The sequence below is a fragment of the Mesorhizobium sp. WSM4983 genome, assembly GCF_029625765.1.
GTDB lineage: Bacteria > Pseudomonadota > Alphaproteobacteria > Rhizobiales > Rhizobiaceae > Mesorhizobium.
Genome location: NZ_JARTVM010000001.1, coordinates 491743 through 512069, shown reverse-complemented (window position 1 = coordinate 512069; position 20327 = coordinate 491743). Strand labels below are relative to the sequence as shown.

The 20327-nt window shown below is 63.6% G+C and carries 20 protein-coding genes; 16 read left to right on the top strand and 4 right to left on the bottom strand.

Annotated elements, in window-relative coordinates; translation table 11 throughout:
- Positions 1–3 precede the first annotated feature (3 nt).
- The 6 genes from P9254_RS02670 (at position 4) to P9254_RS02645 (ending at position 6083) form a co-directional block, all read left to right on the top strand.
- Complete coding sequence (locus tag P9254_RS02670) at positions 4–1224, top strand: glycosyltransferase family 2 protein (protein WP_278053844.1); 1221 nt, start codon at positions 4–6, stop codon at positions 1222–1224.
- 198 nt (positions 1225–1422) lie between these two features.
- Positions 1423–1998, top strand: coding sequence for a class I SAM-dependent methyltransferase (locus P9254_RS02665; RefSeq protein ID WP_197504263.1), 576 nt, complete (start codon positions 1423–1425; stop codon positions 1996–1998).
- Positions 1995–2387 carry a GtrA family protein gene (locus P9254_RS02660; RefSeq protein ID WP_095826101.1) on the top strand — a complete coding sequence of 131 codons (393 nt, stop codon included), beginning with the start codon at positions 1995–1997 and terminating at the stop codon, positions 2385–2387. The genes P9254_RS02665 and P9254_RS02660 overlap by 4 nt, the downstream gene beginning before the upstream one ends.
- Entirely contained in the window at positions 2384–3052 is a 669-nt protein-coding gene (locus P9254_RS02655) for a class I SAM-dependent methyltransferase (RefSeq protein WP_164748279.1), read from the top strand. The genes P9254_RS02660 and P9254_RS02655 overlap by 4 nt, the downstream gene beginning before the upstream one ends.
- Before the next feature lie 12 nt (positions 3053–3064).
- Positions 3065–4198: a glycosyltransferase family 4 protein gene (locus P9254_RS02650; protein WP_127248452.1), complete on the top strand. Its 1134-nt coding sequence runs from the start codon at positions 3065–3067 to the stop codon at positions 4196–4198.
- Between the two features lie 193 nt (positions 4199–4391).
- Entirely contained in the window at positions 4392–6083 is a 1692-nt protein-coding gene (locus P9254_RS02645; RefSeq protein ID WP_278053861.1) for a DUF7055 domain-containing protein, read from the top strand.
- Positions 6084–6156: 73 nt separating this feature from the next.
- Here P9254_RS02645 and P9254_RS02640 read toward each other — a convergent pair whose 3' ends face one another.
- Complete coding sequence (locus P9254_RS02640) at positions 6157–7038, bottom strand: DMT family transporter (protein WP_127240814.1); 882 nt, start codon at positions 7036–7038, stop codon at positions 6157–6159.
- Between the two features lie 80 nt (positions 7039–7118).
- Positions 7119–7919, bottom strand: coding sequence for an IclR family transcriptional regulator (locus P9254_RS02635; RefSeq protein WP_278053864.1), 801 nt, complete (start codon positions 7917–7919; stop codon positions 7119–7121).
- Positions 7920–8158: 239 nt separating this feature from the next.
- On the opposite strand from P9254_RS02635, the gene P9254_RS02630 reads away from it, so the two are divergent.
- Genes P9254_RS02630 through P9254_RS02615 form a run of 4 tightly spaced genes read left to right on the top strand, consistent with a single transcriptional unit; the run spans position 8159 to position 12665 of the window.
- Positions 8159–9211 (top strand): ABC transporter substrate-binding protein, encoded by a 1053-nt coding sequence (locus P9254_RS02630; protein ID WP_127403560.1) that lies wholly within the window; start codon positions 8159–8161, stop codon positions 9209–9211.
- A gap of 24 nt (positions 9212–9235) precedes the next feature.
- Entirely contained in the window at positions 9236–10735 is a 1500-nt protein-coding gene (locus tag P9254_RS02625) for a sugar ABC transporter ATP-binding protein (RefSeq protein ID WP_278053867.1), read from the top strand.
- A complete protein-coding gene (locus P9254_RS02620) occupies positions 10732–11697 on the top strand; it encodes an ABC transporter permease (RefSeq protein ID WP_278053868.1) in 966 nt (321 codons plus the stop codon). The genes P9254_RS02625 and P9254_RS02620 overlap by 4 nt, the downstream gene beginning before the upstream one ends.
- Positions 11694–12665: an ABC transporter permease gene (locus P9254_RS02615; RefSeq protein WP_127248446.1), complete on the top strand. Its 972-nt coding sequence runs from the start codon at positions 11694–11696 to the stop codon at positions 12663–12665. The genes P9254_RS02620 and P9254_RS02615 overlap by 4 nt, the downstream gene beginning before the upstream one ends.
- On the opposite strand, the gene P9254_RS02610 is transcribed toward P9254_RS02615, so the two are convergent.
- Positions 12639–13580 carry an amidohydrolase family protein gene (locus tag P9254_RS02610; RefSeq protein WP_278053872.1) on the bottom strand — a complete coding sequence of 314 codons (942 nt, stop codon included), beginning with the start codon at positions 13578–13580 and terminating at the stop codon, positions 12639–12641. The genes P9254_RS02615 and P9254_RS02610 overlap by 27 nt on opposite strands.
- Before the next feature lie 68 nt (positions 13581–13648).
- Between P9254_RS02610 and P9254_RS02605 the strand changes: the two genes are divergently transcribed.
- From P9254_RS02605 to P9254_RS02585, 5 genes are all read left to right on the top strand, one after another.
- Positions 13649–14974, top strand: coding sequence for an alanine racemase (locus tag P9254_RS02605; protein WP_278053874.1), 1326 nt, complete (start codon positions 13649–13651; stop codon positions 14972–14974).
- A 34-nt stretch (positions 14975–15008) separates the two neighbouring features.
- Complete coding sequence (locus tag P9254_RS02600; RefSeq protein WP_067000282.1) at positions 15009–15353, top strand: RidA family protein; 345 nt, start codon at positions 15009–15011, stop codon at positions 15351–15353.
- Positions 15354–15362: 9 nt separating this feature from the next.
- Positions 15363–16373, top strand: coding sequence for a succinylglutamate desuccinylase/aspartoacylase family protein (locus P9254_RS02595; RefSeq protein WP_278053881.1), 1011 nt, complete (start codon positions 15363–15365; stop codon positions 16371–16373).
- Positions 16374–16409: 36 nt separating this feature from the next.
- Positions 16410–17585: a hypothetical protein gene (locus tag P9254_RS02590; protein WP_278054218.1), complete on the top strand. Its 1176-nt coding sequence runs from the start codon at positions 16410–16412 to the stop codon at positions 17583–17585.
- Between the two features lie 140 nt (positions 17586–17725).
- Positions 17726–18229, top strand: a complete 504-nt coding sequence (locus P9254_RS02585) for a hypothetical protein (protein WP_127404286.1) — start codon at positions 17726–17728, stop codon at positions 18227–18229.
- Positions 18230–18257: 28 nt separating this feature from the next.
- On the opposite strand, the gene P9254_RS02580 is transcribed toward P9254_RS02585, so the two are convergent.
- Entirely contained in the window at positions 18258–19586 is a 1329-nt protein-coding gene (locus tag P9254_RS02580) for a DNA polymerase IV (protein WP_127404287.1), read from the bottom strand.
- Positions 19587–19651: 65 nt separating this feature from the next.
- On the opposite strand from P9254_RS02580, the gene P9254_RS02575 reads away from it, so the two are divergent.
- Positions 19652–20227, top strand: coding sequence for a GNAT family N-acetyltransferase (locus P9254_RS02575; RefSeq protein WP_067328128.1), 576 nt, complete (start codon positions 19652–19654; stop codon positions 20225–20227).
- The last annotated feature ends 100 nt before the right edge of the window (positions 20228–20327 follow it).

The window sequence follows — 20327 nt, the reverse complement described above, 5'->3', positions numbered from 1 at the left end:
ACGATGGTCGACAAGTCGAATCTCGCGATCGTCGCAACTGATCTCGATGGGCAGCACGCCGATGACGCAGGGGCCCCTCTCGTGTCGGCCATTATCCCTTGCCTGAACGAAGAGCGCACGCTCGGCATCTGCATTCGCAAGGCGCTTGACGTTTTTTCGAAGCGGGGCATTAAGGGCGAGGTCGTCGTCGGGGACAATGGGTCGACCGATCGGTCGGTGGAGATTGCCGAGTCCCTCGGCGCGCGTGTCGTGCACCAGCGGGTCAAGGGATACGGCGCGGCGATCAGCGCGGCGGCTGAAGCTGCACGAGGCAAGTATCTCGTCATGGCGGATGCGGACGATTCCTACGACTGGAGCAGCCTAGGCGACTTCATCGACGCGCTGGAGGGTGGTGCCGAACTGGTCATGGGCGATCGCTTCGCCGGCGGTATCGAGCCCGGCGCCATGCCCGCTCTGCATCGGTATCTCGGCAATCCTGCGCTTTCAACGATTGCCCGCTGGCTTCACCATTCTCCGATACACGATTTTCATTGCGGCATGCGAGGATTCACCCGCGATGCGTTTCGCCGAATGGGCGCGCGCTCGGCTGGCATGGAGTTCGCCTCGGAGATGGTCATCAACGCGCATCGCGCAGGCCTGGTGATCCGCGAGGTGCCAATCAAGCTCTATCCGGACAAGCGCGGCCGCCCACCTCACCTGCGTTCGTTCCGCGACGGTTGGCGACATCTGCGGCTGATCGTGGCGCATGCACCCAACACCATGTATCTCATACCGGGAGCGACCTTGCTGGTGTCCGGTATTGCTGGTCTTGCGGTCCTCGCGGCGGGACCTGTCCGGATCGGAGGGTGGTATTTCGGAATTCACTTCGTCGCGCTCTCCGCGATGGCGACGCTGATTGGCCTTTCGGCCATCCTTTTCGGTATGCTGGCCAAGGTGGCGATCGCTATCTATCACCCGGGCCACGGCGGCCGGGTCGTGCCTTGGCTGATGCGCGGCCGCCCGCTGGAATGGCTGGTCTTTTCCGGCGGCATGCTCGCGGTGGCGGGCTTTGTCGCGGACGTATTGCTGGCACTGCATTGGATCTTCATAGGCGGCCCGATGGAGCAATCGGTGCACCTGACCTTCGTGATCACCACCGCCTGCGTGGCCGGGATGTCCATGGTGCTGTCCGGCTTCGTTCTCAAGTTGCTGCTTGATAATCTGGACGATAGGCGTGCGTTCTGAGCGCTTCGACATCGAGCGCCTGGCGCGACGGAAAAAAGATAGAATCGGCGCCAGCAGGTCGGTGGTGCATTGAAAGCTGGTGGGATGAGGGGAAGCAGGGCGGTTCCGCGGATTTGGGATACGGACTGGCTGGTCTTGCGCGGGCTAGCTCGGCTGTTGCGAAAAGAGGCGAGGGCGCATGTTAGGCCGGGCACACTAATGGTCGATCTCGGCTGTGGTGACATGCCCTATGCTGACATGATGTTCGAAATGAAGATCGACTATCGCGGCGCGGATATCGGCGAGGGCAGCTTCCTGAAAATTGACGAGCAGGGCCGCGTGCCACTAGCAGATGGCATCGCTGGAGCAGTGCTTTCAGTACAGGTCCTGGAGCACGTGCGCGACCTTGACTCGTACTGCGCCGAGATTCGGAGATTGCTGCGCGATGACGGTGTGCTGTTGTTGTCTACTCACGGCAGCTGGCTCTACCACCCTCACCCTGAGGACCATCGTCGTTGGACACGCACCGGACTTGTCGTAGATCTTGCCGATCGCGGCCTCGAAGTCGAAGAGGTGCATGCGATTGCCGGGCCCTTGGCAACCACGACGCTAATCCGCCTTACGGGCTTTGCTTTCTTCCTTCGCCGCCTACCGATCATAGGCGCAATTTTGGCGTCGCTCCTTGCCCTGTTGATGAACCTGCGCGCTCAATTGGAAGATCGTCTAACGCCCGCCCAGATACGCGACGACAATGCCTGCGTTTTCTTGGTCCGCGCTCGGAAGGCAGCGATATGAGCGTGCGCACGCCCTTCGCCTATATGGTGATCGCCGGCATCTGCATCGCGCTGCACAACGTGGTCATCATCTTGTCTGACAGGGTCGGGATACGTTTGTGGCTGGCCGTACTGTTGTCCTTCTGCGTCGTGGCGGGCACTGGCTATGTGCTTCATAGCGTATTCACCTTTCGGCGACCATTGGCTCCCATAACCTTCGCACGGTACGTCATTGCAATGATCGCCAACATACCATTGGCATTTGTCACCATATGGTTTTGGCATCAGCAGGCCGGCCTGCCGATGGTGTTCGCCTCGCCACTTGCCTCGGTCTGCATGCTGGCGCTGAACTTCCTGCTTGGTCGATGGGCTATCGCCACGCCAAACCGCTGGATGACGGGGGGACCATGACCTTGGCCACGGCAATGGGCCCGATCGATCCGAAGCTTCTGCAGGACATCCTGTCGCGTCACCTCGCCTTTTATCGAAACAAGGCGCCGACTTATCAGGCGGTTATGCTCGATAGTCTACGCGAGCTGTGGGACAAGCAGCATTGCAAATTGCTCGACGTCGGTGGTGGCACTGGGGTGATCGCTCAAGCCATAGCCGAACTCTTTCCGGTGGATGAGGTGCAGACAGTGGACATGGTTGACCGTTTCTGCCCTTCGCTGAGCGTGCTGACCAAGCAGTATGACGGCAAAACCCTGCCTTTCGCGGACCGTAGTTTTGATGCGGCGACACTCAACAATGTAGTACATCACGTTCCAGTCACAGCACGTACGGACTTGCTGCGTGAAATTCGGCGCGTGGTTGATGGTCCGCTTTACATAAAGGATCACGAAAGCTGCGGAAGGCTGGACGACCTGCGCCTCACCGCAATGGATGCGATAGGCAATATCCCATTTGGCGGAATGATCTGGGCGCGCTACTTGAAGCGGGCAGAATGGGGGAAGTTAGCAACCGAAAGTGGCTACCGCATTGCTCGTCGCGCTGCGCCGAAGCAATATCGAAAAAGCATCCATCAACTGCTGTTTCCCAATCGTCTCGAAGTGACAATGCGCTTCGAGCCCGCTTGATGGGTCGGTTCGATGCGCATTTTGACCGTCAGCCATTTCTATGAAGGTCACGGCGGCGGCATAGAGCGTGTGGCCGGGCATTTGTGCCGACAATTCACGCAACTGGGCGTTCAGGCTGTTTGGGCCGCCAGCGATGCCGATCAGCCGCCGGAAAGCGACGTTGAAGCGGTCCCTCTTGCCTGCGTCGACCCAATCGAGAAGGTCATTGGGCTGCCAATGCCGCTGGCGCGCGTCCGTGCGATTCGCGCGCTGGCCCGCGAAATGCACCGTAGCAATGCGGTCGTAGTGCACGATGCGCTGTACATGACATCGATCCTGGCATTGCTGATGTCGAAGGCTTTCCGCAAGCGCGTGGTGCTGATCCAGCATATCGCCGGCATCCCCTTTTCTTCGCGCATTCTCCGCTCCGTGATGGCACTAGCCAACATCGTCATCACGCGCCCGATGCTCCGAGCCGCTGACGCAGTTGTGTTCATCAGCGACACCGTGCGCCATGATCTTGTGGGCACGCCAGCGCGCATTCCCTTCCAACTGCTGTTCAACGGTGTTGACGGTGCGATTTTTCATCCCGCTTCAGGCCCGCTGCCTGTGCCGGAGGCCCCTGCGGCGATCTCGATCCCCCTGGGTACGCGTCGCATTCTTTTCGTTGGTCGCTACGTCGAGAAGAAAGGACTGTCGGTGCTGCGGGCTTTGGCTGCGTTCCGCCAGGATCTCGCATTTTTGATGGTCGGCAGCGGCCCGATCCACCCCGGCAAATGGGGACTTGCCAATGTTCACGACCTTGGTGTCCAGAGCCCTCAGGCCCTGGCGGACCTTTATCGGGGGGCTGACTTCCTGCTGTTGCCGAGCGTCGGAGAGGGCTTTCCGCTCGTTATTCAAGAGGCAATGGCCTGCGGGCTGCCTGTCGTCTGCGGCGAACCGAGCAACCGTGCCGACCCAGGCGCGGCCAAATGGCTGCGTGGCGTTGCCATCGACCTCACCGATCCCGACGGGTCGGCCAGGCGTTGCGCCGATGCCATCGACAGCCTTGCCCTCACCTCCGAGGAGCGAGCCGCCATGGCTCGTTACGCGTTGGCGCAGTACGACTGGCGCGCAACGGCGCTCGGCGTGCTGACCTTGGCAGGCGGAGGAGTGGCCAAACCTTGACCTACTTCGCCATGGTCGATGCGGTTTCGCGTCCGCATCTGGCCGAAGTTCAGGCGCTTTCGGCCCTGGCCTGTGCTTGAGGCCTTCCAGCAACGAACACCGAACAGGGTTCCAAACGTCTGGGCCGTGTGGCCTAGCCAATTTTCTTAATTAACGTCGCTTAAATCTGAGGTTCATTCCAGGGCGGGATTGAATGCGATCAGAAGCAGGTCTGACTGATTTATTCGGTGCAGGATCGCGCCGCTTAACGATCTTTCTACGCGCTTTGATCGTACTGAAGATCGCGTTGTTGTTCGCCTTGGCTTGGAATTGCCGATTCGTCATGGACGAATTTGGTCAGCTTGGATACGCGAAGCATTTGTTTAATGGGCTGTTCGCCACCGTGCAGCCAAGCAAGGCGGTCGGTTCCACCGCCTTTTACAAGCTGGCTCACCTGATCGGTTGGGATGCCACGTCCATTCTGCTTGTCGGTCGTATGCAGACCGCGTTGCTGGCATGCGCGACCATTGCTTTGGTCTACGCCTGCGCTCGCGCGCTTGGGGAGGATCGGGTTCGTGCCTTGGCCATTGTCCTCGTCCTCTTGTGCTTCTCGAATTTCATGGAGCGCATCTTTCGCACTATCGCCGAACCGCTGGCGGTGTTCTTCGCCGTAGGGGCGCTGCTGGTCGTGCTACGGGCCCGTGAATTGAGGGGATGGCAGCTTGTCGCTGCCGGCGCCTTGAGCGGCCTGTCGTTTCTCGCAACGCAGAAGTCAATCTACTTCAACCTTGCGCTAGGCCTTGGCCTGGTCGCCGACGCGGCTTTGATGAGACGCTACCTGGCAGGCATGGTCCGCGGGGCATGGCTCGTGCTGGGATGGACTCTGCCTATAATCGCATATTGCTTCATCTTCGGCGGCGCCGACCCTGTTCCCATCGCCAAGAGCTTGGTGTTCGGCCCTCTTGAGGTCGCAACGCGCGGCGGCGGTGACTACGGGGGGCTGAGGCGCTTCGTGGTTCAGACGCTCGCGCGCAATTATGTTCTTTACGTCTTCTGTTTCGCCGGCATGGCTCTGTCTCTGATACAGATCATGAAGCTCGACGAGCGGAGGCGAATTGCGCTGATCTTCTCTGTCGTCATCACGGTGCTGGTCTTCGCGCACGACCAGCCGTGGCCCTACGTGTTCATCATGGCGTTGCCGTTCATGTCGCTATGGTCGTTGACGATGCTCGACGGCCTCGCAGCCCGCGCGCGTTATCTGCGCCTGGCGTGGATAGCCTTGGTCACGGCGATGGCCATAAGCTTCGTTGCCAATATGCTTTACTTTCGCTTCGACAATACGGCCCAACTTGAGCTGGTGGCGCGTGCGGAGTCATTGCTTGCACCCGACGAGCGGTACTTCGACGGCATAGGAATGTTGCCCAATCGAATGGAGCCAACAACTTTGTGGCTCGACAAACACTACGTGCTCGCGACCTTGCGGGAAAGCGGGCGTTCCGAGGCTTACAATGTGCTTAGCAAGTCTCGCCCGAAGCTGATCCTGTGGTCCTACCGGATGGACTATATCTATCCGGTAGTCGCGCCCCTGATTTTGAACAGCTATGTCCGTGTGGCGCCAAACCTCAGGATCGCTGGTTTCCGCCTGCAACCCGGTGAGCGGAAGATCTTTGATGTTCCTATTGCTGGAACTTATGCGCTCTACAGCGCCGATGGAACGCCTTTGCGGGGCCGGGTCGAAATCGACGGCACCGTGCTTGATCCGCCATTTCACCTTGCGATCGGGCCAAAGACCGTAACATTACGCAACGGTGCGGGCGAAGCCCTGCTGCTGCCAGCGGGCTCTTACGCCGGACATTTCAAGGCCGGCGGCGACAATGATCTTCTATTTGATGGCGTCTACGATTGAGCGATGAGGCGAGTGATGACGGTCCCGCCGACGCCAGTTCGCAGGCAACCCAACCGGGCGTCTGACCTGGCAGCTAGGAGGTCGCGACTTCGGCAGGCTGAGGCGCCTTGCGCTGCAGGTTGAGCAGATTGCCGGTCAGGATCAGCAAGGCGCCCCCGGCGGTGAAGACATCGATCTGCTCGTTGTAAAGCAGCCATCCGATCAGCGCAGACAGCGGCACGCGCAGGAAGTCCATCGGCGAAATGACGGTCGCATCGGCGTGGCTGAGCGCGCGGGCCATGCAGAAATGGGAGGACATGCCGGTGAAGGCGACCACCAATATCGACGGCCACAGTTCGACTGCCGGGTTGCGCCAGACATAGAGCGCCGGGACGAGGCCGACCACGGACTGAATGATCAGCATCCAGAAGATGATGCGTACGACGCTGTCGGTTCGCGTCAGCGACTTGACCATGACCACCGAGACGCCGAAGCACATTGCGGCTCCCAGCACGACGAGATGCCCGGGATCGACCGAGCCGACGCCGGGACGCACGATTATCACCACGCCGATCAGCCCCAGCACGATTGCCGTCAGCCTGGCCCGCGACAGCCTTTCGCCGAGAAAGCTCACCGCCAGGATCGCCGTCCAGATCGGGGTCGTGAACTCGATCGAGATCAGCACGGCCAGCGGAATCAAGGTCAGCGCATAGAGCCAGGCGGCCTGGCCGGCATAATGGACCACGTTGCGGGCAATGTGGGCGAGCGGGCGCTGGGTGCGCATCGCCCTAAAGCCGCCGCCCATCAGCACCAGCGGCAGCAGGATGAAGAAGCCGATCACCGAGCGCAGCTCCAGCACCTGGAAGACATTGAGCGCGGCCGTCGCGGTACGGCCAGCGACCGACATCGCCAGGAACGAGGCGATCGACAGCGCCATCCAGAGCGCGGCCTTGGTGATCGAGGGAGCGGGTGCCATTGGCGCTATGTCGCAAGACCGTCGTTGTGCCGCAACCGGTAGTCGCGGCATTCGACTGGGCCAGACGGCCGCATTCCGGCTCAGCTTCCGGCGAGCGACAGTGCGCGGGCGCGCTCGCGCAGCAGCTCAAGCAACTGGTTGCGACGCGGCTCCGGCGTATCGACCGGCAGCACAAAGCAAAGCGTCGTGTTGATGGCGCCGTGGCTGTCGCGGATGGGAGCCGCCATGCACCAGGTGAAACGGTCGGCGAGCGCCGAGGTCTCGCTGAAGCCCTGCCGGCGAGCCAGGTCGACGTCGGCGAAGAATTCGTCGGGAGCAATGACCCGACCGTCGGGGAGTTCGTAGTCGGCGGCAGGAATGAAATCCTTGAGTTCCCTCTCCTGCATATGGCCGACCAGCAGCCGCCCCGACGCCGTCCAGGGGATCGGCACCTCGACGCCGACAGCGCTCGAGATGCGGAAAGGGCCAGGAGAATCCCGGCAATCGAGAACGACATATTTGTTGCCGCGCAGACCACAGAGCTGAACGGTCTCGCCGGTCTCGGCCGCCATCCTGTCCAGCGTTTCAAGGATGCGGCGATAGTGTGCGTTGTGATGCGAGTACGCCCATCCGAACAAGTGCATCGCCCGCCCGAAATAGACGTAGCCCTCGGACCCGACATTTTCGAGCATCTCGGCTCCGAGCAGGCTGTTGACGATCTCATAGGTCGTCGAACGGGGTGCGTTGATCATCTTTGCGATGTCGCCGATGCGCATCGGCGCGCGATGCTTCAGCAGGGCCTCGAGCAGCATGATGACGCGGTCGATGCCGCGGCGGCGCTCACCGGCCTGCGGTTGCACCCCGGCGCCTGCCTCGATCAAACCAGTTGCGCCTTCGCTCATGCCAGCCGCCCAAAAATCATTTTCGGCTCTCGTCTCAAGACGCTTGAAAGATGTCAAGGCTCAGTCTAGCATCCAGTTTGTCCGATATACAGACACGTTGTCTGGAATATCGGACAAACTAACGAGCCGGGCAGAAGAAGTCCAGACGACGAACAAGCGGTTTCCGCGACGCGGCGACCGCGGTGTTTCGCCGTCCCGACTCCGCGCGTCCGGACAAGAGCTACAGAAGGGGAACCGTCATGAAGAAGTCATCGTTTTTCGTATCCGCCAGCGCCTTTTGCCTCGGTCTCGTCCTGGCCGTGGGTGTCGGCTCGCAGGCCGATGCGGCCGCGAAGTGCATCAAGGGCGACCGCAAGGCGCCGTATACGATCGGCTGGGCCAACATCTATTCCGTGCCGACCTGGATGAAGCAGACCCAGGGCACGATCGAAGCCGAGGTCGAGGCGCTCAAGAAGCAGGGGCTGGTCGACAAGCTGGTCGTGACCGACGCCCAGGGCGACGCCAATGTGCAGATCCAGCAGATCCAGTCGATGATCGATTCCAATGTCGACGCCATCATCCTGATCGCCGGTTCCTCGACCGCTCCGGCGCGCGTGATCGCGGATGCCTGCGCCAAGGGTATCGCGATCATCAACTTCGACAGCCTGGTCGATACCGACCAGGTGACGGCCAAGGTCAACACGGATTCCTCGCAGTGGGGCGACCAGGCCGCGAAGTTCCTGATCGACGCCATCGGCGGCAAGGGCAAGATCCTTATCCTCAACGGCCCGGCCGGCGTTTCAGTCAGCGACGATCGCCGCAAGGGCGCCGATGCCGAGCTCAAGGCCCACCCCGACGTGAAAATCCTCGCCGAGACCAACACGCCGTACAATGTCGCGCCGGCCCAGGAAGCCGTCACCAGCTTGCTGTTCGCCAATCCCGAGATCGACGGCATCCTGTCGCTCGGCGGCGCGCTCTCGGCCGGTGCGGTGCTCGCGCTCGACAAGCAGGGCCGCGACCAGGTGCCGATCACCGGCGAGAATGCGCGCCAGTTCCTCGAGCTGTGGAAGGAAAAGGGCCTGAAGAGCTGGGCGACCATGCAGCCGAACTGGCTCGGCGCCTTTGCCACCTACACCGCGGTCCAGGCGCTGGAGGGTAAGGACGTGCCGGCCTTCGTCAAGATTCCGCTGCCGGTCATCGACAATTCCAACATCGATCAATACCTCGCCCGGGCGAAAGATTTCCCGGCTGACGGTTACATCTATTCGCCCTACGATGAGGAGCTGTTCAAGAAGCTGCTGGCGCAGAAGTAGGCCGGAAAGGTCGCAGCATTGACCATGGCTCCGCTCCTTGCCGCGCGGGGGGTGTCGAAGGCGTTCTTCGGCAACCCCGTCCTGCGCGACGTCTCCATCGCTCTCCAGCCGGGCCGCGTGCATGCGCTGCTCGGCGAGAACGGCGCCGGAAAGTCGACCTTGATCAACCTCCTGTCGGGCGCCTTGCGCCCGGACAGCGGGACCATCGAGCTCGATGGGCGTGCCGTGGCACGCATGACGCCAGCGCTCGCGCGGCGGGCCGGCATCGCCGTCGTGCAGCAAGAGCTCAGCCTGACGGCCAGCCTTTCTATAGCCGAGAACATCGGCATCGGCGCCTATCCCAAGCGCTTCGGGCTAGTCGATTACAAGGAGCTTGCCGCGCGGGCGAAGGCGGCATGCAAACTTGTCGGCCTCGACGAGCCGCTGTCGACACCAGTTGGGAATCTATCCCTCGGGCGACGGCAGATGGTGGAGATCGCCAAGGCTCTCTATCGCCGGCCGCGCGTGCTCATCCTCGACGAGCCGACCTCGTCGCTCTCGGCGACGGAAACGAAAATCCTCACCGCCCTGTTGGGACGGTTGCGTGGAGAAGGCGTCGCCATTCTCTACATCTCGCACCGGCTCAACGAGGTGATGGCGCTCTGCCAGCATGTGACCGTGCTGAAGGACGGCACCTGCACGGCCGACCGGTCGCTGGAGGGAACCGACGCGACTGGATTGGTGCGCCTGATGGTCGGCCGCGACCCCGGCGATCTCTTTCCGAAATGGCAGCCGTCGGTATCGCCCGGCGCCGCCATCTCGGTCCGCGGCTTCTCGGCCGGCCTGATGCAAGACGTCGACCTCGACATCGGGACCGGCGAGGTGCTGGGCATAGGCGGCCTGGTCGGTCAGGGGCAGGAGGATCTGCTGCTCGGTCTTTATGGGGCCATCCCGGCGAGGACGGTTTCGGCGACGGTAAACGGCGTGTCGGGCCTGCCGGGCAATGTGCCGAAAGCCAACGCGCTGGGGCTCGCCTATGTGCCAGCCGACCGTAAGCGCGAGGGCCTCCACCTTATTCATCCGATCATCACCAACATGATGTTGCCTTCCCTCGCGAGGCTTCCGTCGTTGAAGCTGCGCAGCCGCAAGGCTGAACGCCAGAAGGGAAGGGATCTCGCCGCCCAGCTTTCCATCAAGGGCGACCTGCAGCGTCCGGCGCAGGCCTTGTCGGGCGGCAATCAGCAGAAGGTCGCGCTGGCGAAGTGGATGCCGCACGATCCGCTGGTGCTGCTGCTCAACGATCCGACGCGTGGCGTCGACGTCGGGACCAAGCGCGAAATCTATCTGATGCTTCGCGCCTTCGCCGCCGCTGGCAAGGCGGTCGTGCTGCTCAGTTCCGATACGCCGGAACTGGTGCATCTATGCGACCGCGTCGCGGTGGTTCGTGAAGGCCGGGTCGCCAGGATGCTCGAGCGTGCCGCGCTGAGCGAGGAAGCCATCGTGTCGGCGGCGATGGGTGCAGAGAGGCGGAAGGTGGCGGCATGAGCATCATTCCATCCGCGAGAGCCGACGGCGCGCTCTACTGGCAGGTGCAGGCGCGCCGCAACATCGGCGTTCGCAGCCTCTTCCTGGTCGTGCTGGCGTTTCTCATCGCTTATGCCGTGCTTTTTCCGGGCCTGTTCACGGTCTCCGGCTTTGCCAAGTTCACCCAGAGCTGGTTCCCGCTGGCGCTGGTGGCGATGGCGCAGGCGATCCTCATGCTCACCGGCGGCATCAGCCTTGCGATCGGCGCGACCGTCAGCCTCGGCGCGGTCATTGCCGCGACCACCATGGGCGGACCGCTGGGCGTCGCCGGCGGCGCGGCCGCCGTGGCGCTTGCCGGGCTCGGCATCGGCGCCGCGACCGGCTTCATCGTGGTCAGGCTGCGCCTGCCGGCGATCGTGGTGACGCTCGCCGGCTCGTTCATCATCGGTGGCGCCGCACTGCTGATCCTGCCGAGGCCTGGCGGCTCCATCCCGGCTTGGCTGTCCGACCTGCTTGCCGGCGACACGCCAGCGGTGTTCGTGCTGCTGGTGGTGGTCGTCCTGCTGTGGAAGCTCTATCTCGCCACGCCGCTTGGATTGAGCCTCTATGCCGCCGGCGAGAATCCGGTCGGGGCTTACCGTTCCGGTGTGCCGGTCGACGCGGCGCGTGTGGCCGCCTATGCGATCAGCGGCCTCTTGTCGACCGGCGCCGGGCTGTTCGTCGCCGCGCAAACGGGCTCTGGCGATCCGGTCATCGGCACCGCCTTCACGCTCAATTCCATTGCCGCTGCCGTGCTTGGCGGCATTGGCTTTCTCGGCGGGCAGGGCACCATGCGAGGCGCGCTCGCCGGCAGCCTGCTGCTCAGCCTGATGATTAGCGTGATGTTCTTCCTCGGCTTCACCCCGGTAGCGCAGTATGTCGCGCAAGGGCTGATCATCATCGGCGCGGTCGCCATCCCGCAATTCCGCAAGGTGCAGCAATGACAGCCTGGACCGATAGCCCCGGCGGCAGACGCGCCAGGGCGATCCTCACCAGCCGACCGTCCCTTACCCTTGCCATCGTCGTCGCAGTCTGGATCGCGGCGAGCTTCGCATCGCGCGGCTTCGGCGCCTACGGACATCTGCGCTACCTGGTAGAACTTGGCGCGGTGATCGGCCTCGTGGCGGCCGGGCAGACCTTCGTGGTGATCGCCGGCGGCATCGATCTCTCGGTGGCAGCGATCGTCACCGTCAGCGCCATCAGCCTGCCGCTGCTGTCATGGCAGGCCGATCCGACCGGCCTTGCCTCCGTGCTCGCGGTGCTTGCGCTGACCACAGCTATCGGCGTGGTCAACGGGTTAGGCGTGGCGCTGCTGCGAGTCCATCCGATGATCATGACGCTTGCCATGGCGACATTCCTGCAGGGTCTGCTGATCATCATTGCCGGCGGCAGTGCCGTCACCGCCGAGAACCCGCTGGTTCATTGGCTTGGCAATGCGCGGCCGGCCGGCATCCCGGCTGGCATCCTGCTGTGGATCGCGGTTTCCGTGCTCGTGCTGACGCTGATGCATGCAACGCCTTTCGGCGCCCGCATCTTCGCCATGGGCGCCAATCCGCTTGCGGCTTCGCTATCGGGCGTGCCGATCATTTCCACGACATTGGCCGTCTACGGCATCAGCGGATTCACGGCGGGGCTCGCGGGCGTGCTGGTGCTCGGCATGAACGGGCAGGGCTATGTCGGGATCGGCGATCCTTATCTGCTCGCCTCGATCGCCGCAGTGGTGCTTGGCGGCACCTCGATCCTCGGCGGGCTCGGCACCTATGCCGGCACCATCCCGGGAGCCATCCTGCTGGTGACGATCACTGCGCTGATCACCGTGGTCAATGCATCGCCCGGCTGGCGCAGCATCCTGTTCGGTTCGCTCATCCTCGGGCTCCTGCTGCTCTCAGGCAGGGAGCAAGCCCGGCGATGACCCGGCGTCCAGGCGATAGATGCGAGCGGCGTTGCCAAAGAACAGCGCCGCCTGCTCGTCCCGGGAAAGATCGGCGGTGATCACCTTGAAGCTGTCATATACCTCATTGAACGAGGCGTGCAGGCCGGCGACCGGGAAGTCGGAGCCGAACATGGCGCGCTTCATGCCGAAGCAGTCGATGCAATGCAGAACGATCGGCCGCAGACTTTCGAGCGTCCAGTCATGATCGTAAGCGACCAGGTCGGATATCTTGATGGCGACGTTGTCGCGCTCGGCCAGCCGCCGCAGCCCGTCTCGCCATCTCTGCAAGCCTTCGGGATCACGGTCGATCGGGCTGCCGCAATGGTTGAGGACGAATTGCTGGTCGGGAAAGGCCGCGGCGAGGTGCGCTGCCTCGGCCAGTTGGCGTGGAAACACCATCAGGTCGAAGGAGAGCCCGTACCGGGCGAGCGAGCCAAGGCCGGCGCGCCAGGCGGGATCGTCCATTATGCCGTCGCGAGCGGCGAAGCGCCGGGCGGGATCAGGGTCCCAGCTCAGAATGTCGCGTATGCCGATGACGCGGTCGAACGCGGCCTGCGCCTCGATCAACTCCGCCGCGTTGTGGCTCGCCAACGGCACATGGACGACGTAGCGCGCCGCTACGCCGCACGACTTGTCGAGCGTCTCGAGCCAGCGGGTCTCGCCGACGCTGTCGTCGCTCGCCCAGCCGGCTTCGACATGGACGCTGGCGACGACATTGTGCCGGGCGGCGTCGCGCAGATAATCCTCAGGCAGATAGTTGCGGCGCAAGGCATCAAGCTCGCCGAGCCCGCCGCGTTCGCCGGCAGAGGCGGTCAGCCAGGGATGGCGGCCGAGGCTGAGATCCCAGAGATGGTGATGGGCGTCGATGATGGGTCCGGAGTAGGGATTTGGCACGCGGTTCCCTCAGGCCTTGGCCGGCAATCGGTTGAGCCATTGTTCGGCGACGGAAGGGTTAGCATCGGATGAGCGAGAACACACCGGCCCAATCGCTTGTCGTGCATGAAAATTTCATGCTCGACGATCGTATCCGTGGCGTGCCCCCCGGCACGTCCGGATTGGATTCCAGCCTGGCCGGACAGCAAGGCTGGCATCCGGCCGATGGCCGCATGTCGCTGCCGCTGCTCACCCTTGACGAAGCGGCCTTCGCCTCAAATCGCGACTTGTTCCTGCGTTATGCGCGCGAGCAGGGCGCTGCGGTCGCGCCGCATGCCAAGACGCCGATGGCGCCGGATCTCGCCCATTCGCTGGTCAAGGCCGGTGCCTGGGGCACGACGGTCGCCGATATAAGGCAGGCAACGGTGATGCTGAAGGCGGGTCTCTCGAGACTGATCATTGCCAACGAGGTCGGCGGCGCCGGTGGTGCAGGCCGGCTCGCGAAACTGACTGGCGCGTGGCCGGATGCCGAGCTCTATGTCTTCGCCGACTCGGTCGCGGCCGTGCGGGCACTGGCGGATGCGTGGCGGGCAGCTGCCGATCTCCCGCCGTTGCGTGTCCTGGTCGAGCTCGGCGCGGCGAGGGCCGGCGCACGAACCACGGCCGAGGCCGAAGCAATCGCCGATGCCGTCGCTGCGACCGGCGGACGGCTGCGCATTGCCGGCGTCGGCACCTATGAAGGTGCTGCCGCTCAGCCTGATTCGCTGCGCACCGATGAAGCGGTCTCTGCGCTGCTGGCATCGGTGGGCGACATGTTCCTCAGGCTCCGCGCTCGCCTCGGCGGCGAGGCTCCCCTGGTCGTGACGGCCGGCGGGTCGGTCTTCTTCGACAGGGTGGTGGCGGCGCTTTCGCCGCTGGTCGAACAGGACGGCAAGGCGACGCTGGTGCTGCGCAGCGGTGCCATCTTCTTTCACGACCACGGCGTCTATGACCGATCGCTTAGCGCGGTCGACAGCCGCAGCGGTTTCGAGCTCGGCGGCGCCACCGCCTCGGCGCGCAATTCTTTCCGTCCGGTCCTGCGTGTCTGGGCCGAAGTGCTTTCGCGGCCGGAACCTGATCTCGTCATTTGCGGCATGGGCATGCGCGACGTCTCCTTCGACCAGGGTTTTCCCAAGCCGCTCAGGGTGTATCGTTCGGGCGAGCCGCTGCCGGCTTCACCTGAGAAATCGCAGGTAGTCAAGCTCAACGATCAGCATGCCTTCCTGGCTCTCCAGCCTGGCGACGACATCGCGGTCGGCGACGTCATCGAATTCGGCATTTCGCATCCCTGCACCTGCTTCGACCGCTATCGCGTTATTTTCGGTGTGGATGAGACCGGTCGTGTGGCCCATGCCATTCCGACTTATTTCGGCTGACCAGGCCTCCAAAAAGAACTCGAAAGGATCCGAGATGATCAAATACTTCCAGTCCGGCTCTCGCATGTCGCAGGCGGTGGTGTATGGCGGCATGGTGCATATAGCCGGCCAGGTCGCCAACGACCGCAAGGGGGGCATCGAAGCGCAGACCAGCGATGTTCTGGCCAAAGTCGAGGCGCTGCTGCATGAGGCCGGCAGCAGCAAGTCGAAGCTCGTGGCGGTCAACATCTTCTTGCCGCAGATCGGCGATTTCGACGCGATGAACAAGATCTACGATGCCTGGGTGGATCCCGAGCGCCTGCCGGCACGCGCCTGCGTCGAAGCGCGTCTGGCCGACCCGGACCTGCGCATCGAAGTCACCGCCGTCGCGGCCGTCTGAGAGGACAGCATGCATACCGGCCTTGTCCACACGCTCGATTTCGACCGCGAAGGCAAAACGCACGGCTATCTCAGCATTCCGTTCTCGGTCGACCGCTCACCCTATTTCCAGGTCAAGGTACCGATCTGCACCATTCGCAACGGGAAGGGTCCCTCACTGCTGCTGATGGCTGGCAACCACGGCGACGAGTATGAGGGCGAGCTGTCGCTGGCCAAGCTGATCCGCCGGCTCGATCCGGCCGCAATCAGCGGTCGCATCACAATCCTGCCGATGGCGAATACGCAGGCGGTTATGGCCGCCAAGCGCTGCTCGCCGCTGGACGGCGGCAACCTCAACCGCGCGTTCCCGGGCGATCCGACGGGCACGCCGACCAGTCGGCTCGCCCATTTCCTGGAAACGGAACTGTTTCCCCGTCACGATGTCGTCTTCGACATCCATTCGGGCGGCACCTCGATGGAGCATCTGCCGACGGCGCTGGTCGAGCGCAATGCCGATGCCGCGCGCCATCGGCGGGGTGTCGAGCTAATGCGCGCGCTCGGGATGCCGTTCGGCTTCGTCGCAGACAACGGCCAGGCCTCGCCGACCTCGATGGGTGCCGCGCGCCGGGCTGGCGCCATCGGCGTCAGCGGCGAATTCGGCGGCGGCGGAACCGCTACCGTCGATTCGATGACGCTTACCGCTCGCGCGCTCGATCGCCTGATGGTCGAGCTGGGCGTGGTCGCGGCGCCGGTGCTCACATCGGACGCAGAGCCGGCGAAGCCGACGCGGTTGCTTTCGCTGTCGAGGCACAGCCAGGGCATCTACTCGACGCGGCGCGGCTGGTTCGAGCCTGCGGTCCGCCTCGGCGACAGCGTCAGTGCTGGCCAGCTGGCGGGATGGTATCACGATCTCGAACGGCTGGAGCTTGCCGAGGAGGCGATGCGTTTCTCCGAAAGCGGCATCGTGCTGTCGCGCCGGCTGCACACCATGTGCGAGGCGGGCGACTGCCTGATGCAAGTGGCCGAGCCGGTCGAAGGCTGACGCCGGCCCGGAAGGGACGAAGAACCGAGGATGAGCATGCAGCTTTCGATGTGGACCTATCCCTGGGACATTCAGGATCTCGGCCTGGAGACGGTCGAGCGCGATATTGTCCAGCGCGCCGGCCTCAACATGATCAGCCTGGCCACCTCCTATCATGCCGGTCGCTTCCTGCAGCCGCGTAGCCCGCGGCGAAAAGCCTATTTTCCAGAGGATGGCACCATCTATTTCAAGCCGTCAGCGGCGCGATGGGCCGACCTCGCCATCCAGCCCAAGGTCGCGGATGTGATCAGCGAAGGCGGCGACGTGCTTGGCCAACTCGTCCGCCGGCGGGAACAGGGCGGCCCCGGGGTCTCTTGCTGGACGGTGTGCCTGCACAACACCCGCCTCGGCATGCTTCATCCCGAGGCGGTCACTCGCAACGCCTTCGGCGATCCCAACTATTACAATCTCTGTCCCTCGCATCCCGACGCGCGCGCCTATGTCCGGGCGCTGGTTGCGGACATCTCGCACGGCTACAAACCGGACAGGATCGAACTCGAAAGCCCTTCCTTCATGGGATTTGCCCATGAGTACCATCACGAAAAGGACGGCGTCGGCCTGACGCCCGAGGAGGATTTCCTGCTGTCGCTGTGCTTCTGTCCCTCCTGTGTCGATCGCGCAGCCAAAGCCGGGGTCAACGCCGAACCGGCGCGAGCGCTCGTCCGGCAATGGATTGTCGAGACCTGCGAGCGCGCAGTGCCGGAGCGGCGCTTCCCCGGTTTTCCAGCGAGCGGACTCGAGGTTTTCGGGCCATGGCCGGAGCTACACGCCTATCTGGTCTGGCGCTTCGAGCCGGTGACCAGTCTGATCGCCGAGCTGCGCGAGGTGGCGCATCCGGTCACCAAGGTCCTCATCATCGACCTCAAGGAAGGCTGGCTGGGTGGCTGCGATCTGGCGGCTGTCGGCAAGGTCTGCGACGGGGCGATCTTCTGCGCCTATGACATGCAGGCCGAGGATGTCGCAAGCCTGGTGACGGACGGCCGCGCGCTCGGCGCCGGCAAATTTCTCGGCACCGGCTACCGGCTTTTTTACCCGGAAATGGCGGGTCCGCAGTTGCTAGCGGCGAAGGTCAGCCCGGCGCGGACAGCTGATGTCGATGGTCTCAACTTCTATAATTACGGGCTGGTGCCGGCAGCGCGGCTGGATTGGGTGAAGGCCGCGCTCTCGGCCTGAGCGCTGCCGGTCTTAAAATACCCTCACGCCAACCGGGTGATATCGGCAGGGGAACCTGCCAAGATCGCTTGCGTTCCTGAGTCTGTTTGCGCCTTCCGAGGCCAGGAGGCGCGTTTCGGCTCCAACGGGGGAGAATTTCGATGAGACCAGTGGTTCCGCTCGTTCTCGCCGGCTGCCTGATGACTGCCGCGAGCGCCTACGCCGACGATGCAGATTTCCTGCGCTCGTTCCAGGGCAGCTTCGCCGGCAACGGCACCTTCAAGGTGAGCGCGAATGCGCCGACGGTGAATATCTCCTGCGACTTCAAATCCGGCGCTACCTCGACCTCGCTGTCGCTCGACGGCAAATGCCGCGGGCTGATCTTGATGACGCGGGAGATCAGCGCGGATCTGAAGGCCACCGGCAGGGGCTATAGCGGCGTCTATATCGGCTCGCGTACCGGGCCGGCGCAATTGAACGGCAGCCGCTCGGGCAACGCGCTCAATCTCGGCATCCGTTGGGCAAAGGAGGTCAATGGCGACCGCAAAGCGCAGTTGACCGTCGAAAAGACCGGCAGCGACAGCATGCGGCTGACGGTGACCGACACGGATCCAGAAACTGGCAAGACCATGGTGACGAGCCGGATCGACCTGCAGCGCACCTGATCAAGCCGCCCATGAATGCCAGCCGGTCTCAGTCCTCGAGCGGCTCGGGCGGGTTGGCAGCACGGCCCTTGCCGAAGGTGTAACCGGTCTCGACGGCCTTCCTGCCGAATTTGTCGCGCAGCTCGTCGATCGCGGTTTCGGCCATCGCGCGCTTGCGCGACTGGACGTCGACCAGATCCGGCGGATCGGCCTTCCCGTCGTCGGAAAGATCGCTGACGCCGATGCCGAGCAGGCGGAATTTCGTGCCGTCGGTCTCGCGACGCAACAAATCGAGCCCGGTTTGGAAGATGCGATCGGCCAGCCGTGTCGGATCGCCAAGCTGGCGGTTGCGGGTGCGCAGCTTGAAATCCTGCGTCTTCAGCTTCAGCACCACGGTGCGCCCGGCAATGCCGGATTTCTTCAGCCGCGCCGAGACTTTTTCCGACAGGCCGCGCAGCACCGGCACCAATTCTGCCAGCGAGCCGATGTCGTTGTCGAAGGTGGTTTCGGCCGACACGCTCTTGGCATCGCCGTCGGGGTCGACGCGGCGGTCGTCCTCGCCGCGCGAAAGCCGGTAGAGCCGGTCGCCCATGACACCGTAGCGCCGCATCAGTTCGCCGCGCTCCATGCGCTGCAGCTGGGCAATGGTGCGGATGCCGTCGCGCTCGAGCGTCGCGGCCAAGGCCTTGCCGACGCCCCAGATCAGCGTGACCGGCTGCCCGGCAAGAAAGCTTGGCGCTTCCGCTTCGCCGATGACCGAAAAGCCGCGCGGCTTGCGGAAGTCCGACGCGATCTTGGCGAGGAACTTGCAGTAAGAGAGACCGGCGGAAACGGTGATGCCGAGTTCCTTCTCGACGGTCTGTGCGAAGCGGGCCAGCACAAGCGCCGGCGGCATGCCATGCAGCCGCTCGGTACCGGCGAGGTCGAGAAAAGCTTCGTCGATCGACAGCGGCTCGACCAGCGGCGTCAGCGCCTGCATCAGCGCGCGCACCTCGCGGCCGACGCGGACATATTTTTCCATGTTCGGCGGAATCACCACGGCCTCGGGACAGGCCTCGAGCGCCTTGAACATCGGCATCGCCGAGCGCACGCCCTGGATGCGGGCGATGTAGCAGGCAGTGGAGACGACGCCGCGCCTGCCGCCGCCGACGATCAGCGGCTTGTCCTTCAGCGCCGGATTGTCGCGCTTTTCGATGGCGGCATAGAAAGCGTCGCAGTCGATGTGAGCGATGTCCAGCCGGTAGAGTTCCGGATGACGGACAAGGCGCGGGCTGCCGCAGCGCTCGCAACGGCGCGTCTCGCTGCGCTGAGAAGCCAGGCAGTCGCGACAAAAGCCGTGTTCGGGATTGTTGACAGGAGCCGTCATCGCTGCGAACATAAAGAGAACAACCGCAATGGTACGACAGTGCAGGGCCGGCAACAAGCTTGGCCTGGGGAGAACGTATGAGCACGACCATAGTACCGCTGAGTCCTGAGCGTTGGACCGATTTCGAGGATCTCTTCGGCAAGCAGGGCGCCTGTTACGGCTGCTGGTGCACGCATTTCCGGCTGACCCCGGCGGAGCGGCGGGCGAGCGACCGCGAGCGCAACAAGGATCACATCAAGGCGCGCATCGAAGCCGGCCCGCCGCCCGGGCTTCTGGCTTTCGAGGACGGCAAGGCCGTCGGCTGGATGCAGGTCGGCCCGCGCGCCGACGTGCCCGAATGGAACAATCAAGGCCGGGGCTCGGCGCCTGTCGATCCCGCGGATGCCCAAGACCCGAACGTCTGGGCGATCTCCTGCTTTTTCATTCGCGCCAAGGCGCGGGGCAGGGGCATCACTCATCGACTTGTCGACGGCGGCATCGCCTTTGCCCGCGAAAATGGCGCCAGGCTGCTGGAAGCCTGCCCGATCGATCTGTCGCGCGATTCGCGTTCGATCGGGCTGTTCGTCGGCTCGTCGCGCGTGTTCGAGAAGGCCGGGTTCGAGAGGCTTCTGGAGCGCAAGCCCGGTAGGCCGCTGATGCGGCTGGTGCTTTAGCCGCTTGAGGATTTGGCTTACAGTCATCGTCTTGCGGCTGTAATGCTTCTTTTCTACGAGAAGACGAAACGATTTGCCTTCCGAGACCGACGGAGACTGA

Excerpts from the sequence above, each read along its gene's own strand:
- P9254_RS02620 (WP_278053868.1), top strand. The coding sequence starts at position 10,732 with ATGAGCATCATTCCATCCGCGAGAGCCGACGGCGCGCTCTACTGGCAG.
- P9254_RS02595 (WP_278053881.1), top strand. The coding sequence starts at position 15,363 with ATGCATACCGGCCTTGTCCACACGCTCGATTTCGACCGCGAAGGCAAA.
- P9254_RS02600 (WP_067000282.1), top strand. The coding sequence starts at position 15,009 with ATGATCAAATACTTCCAGTCCGGCTCTCGCATGTCGCAGGCGGTGGTG.
- P9254_RS02590 (WP_278054218.1), top strand. The coding sequence starts at position 16,410 with ATGCAGCTTTCGATGTGGACCTATCCCTGGGACATTCAGGATCTCGGC.
- P9254_RS02650 (WP_127248452.1), top strand. The coding sequence starts at position 3,065 with ATGCGCATTTTGACCGTCAGCCATTTCTATGAAGGTCACGGCGGCGGC.
- P9254_RS02605 (WP_278053874.1), top strand. The coding sequence starts at position 13,649 with ATGAGCGAGAACACACCGGCCCAATCGCTTGTCGTGCATGAAAATTTC.
- P9254_RS02630 (WP_127403560.1), top strand. The coding sequence starts at position 8,159 with ATGAAGAAGTCATCGTTTTTCGTATCCGCCAGCGCCTTTTGCCTCGGT.
- P9254_RS02665 (WP_197504263.1), top strand. The coding sequence starts at position 1,423 with ATGGTCGATCTCGGCTGTGGTGACATGCCCTATGCTGACATGATGTTC.
- P9254_RS02625 (WP_278053867.1), top strand. The coding sequence starts at position 9,236 with ATGGCTCCGCTCCTTGCCGCGCGGGGGGTGTCGAAGGCGTTCTTCGGC.
- P9254_RS02580 (WP_127404287.1), bottom strand. The coding sequence starts at position 19,586 with ATGTTCGCAGCGATGACGGCTCCTGTCAACAATCCCGAACACGGCTTT.
- P9254_RS02670 (WP_278053844.1), top strand. The coding sequence starts at position 4 with ATGGTCGACAAGTCGAATCTCGCGATCGTCGCAACTGATCTCGATGGG.
- P9254_RS02660 (WP_095826101.1), top strand. The coding sequence starts at position 1,995 with ATGAGCGTGCGCACGCCCTTCGCCTATATGGTGATCGCCGGCATCTGC.
- P9254_RS02635 (WP_278053864.1), bottom strand. The coding sequence starts at position 7,919 with ATGAGCGAAGGCGCAACTGGTTTGATCGAGGCAGGCGCCGGGGTGCAA.
- P9254_RS02615 (WP_127248446.1), top strand. The coding sequence starts at position 11,694 with ATGACAGCCTGGACCGATAGCCCCGGCGGCAGACGCGCCAGGGCGATC.
- P9254_RS02585 (WP_127404286.1), top strand. The coding sequence starts at position 17,726 with ATGAGACCAGTGGTTCCGCTCGTTCTCGCCGGCTGCCTGATGACTGCC.
- P9254_RS02645 (WP_278053861.1), top strand. The coding sequence starts at position 4,392 with ATGCGATCAGAAGCAGGTCTGACTGATTTATTCGGTGCAGGATCGCGC.
- P9254_RS02640 (WP_127240814.1), bottom strand. The coding sequence starts at position 7,038 with ATGGCACCCGCTCCCTCGATCACCAAGGCCGCGCTCTGGATGGCGCTG.
- P9254_RS02575 (WP_067328128.1), top strand. The coding sequence starts at position 19,652 with ATGAGCACGACCATAGTACCGCTGAGTCCTGAGCGTTGGACCGATTTC.
- P9254_RS02655 (WP_164748279.1), top strand. The coding sequence starts at position 2,384 with ATGACCTTGGCCACGGCAATGGGCCCGATCGATCCGAAGCTTCTGCAG.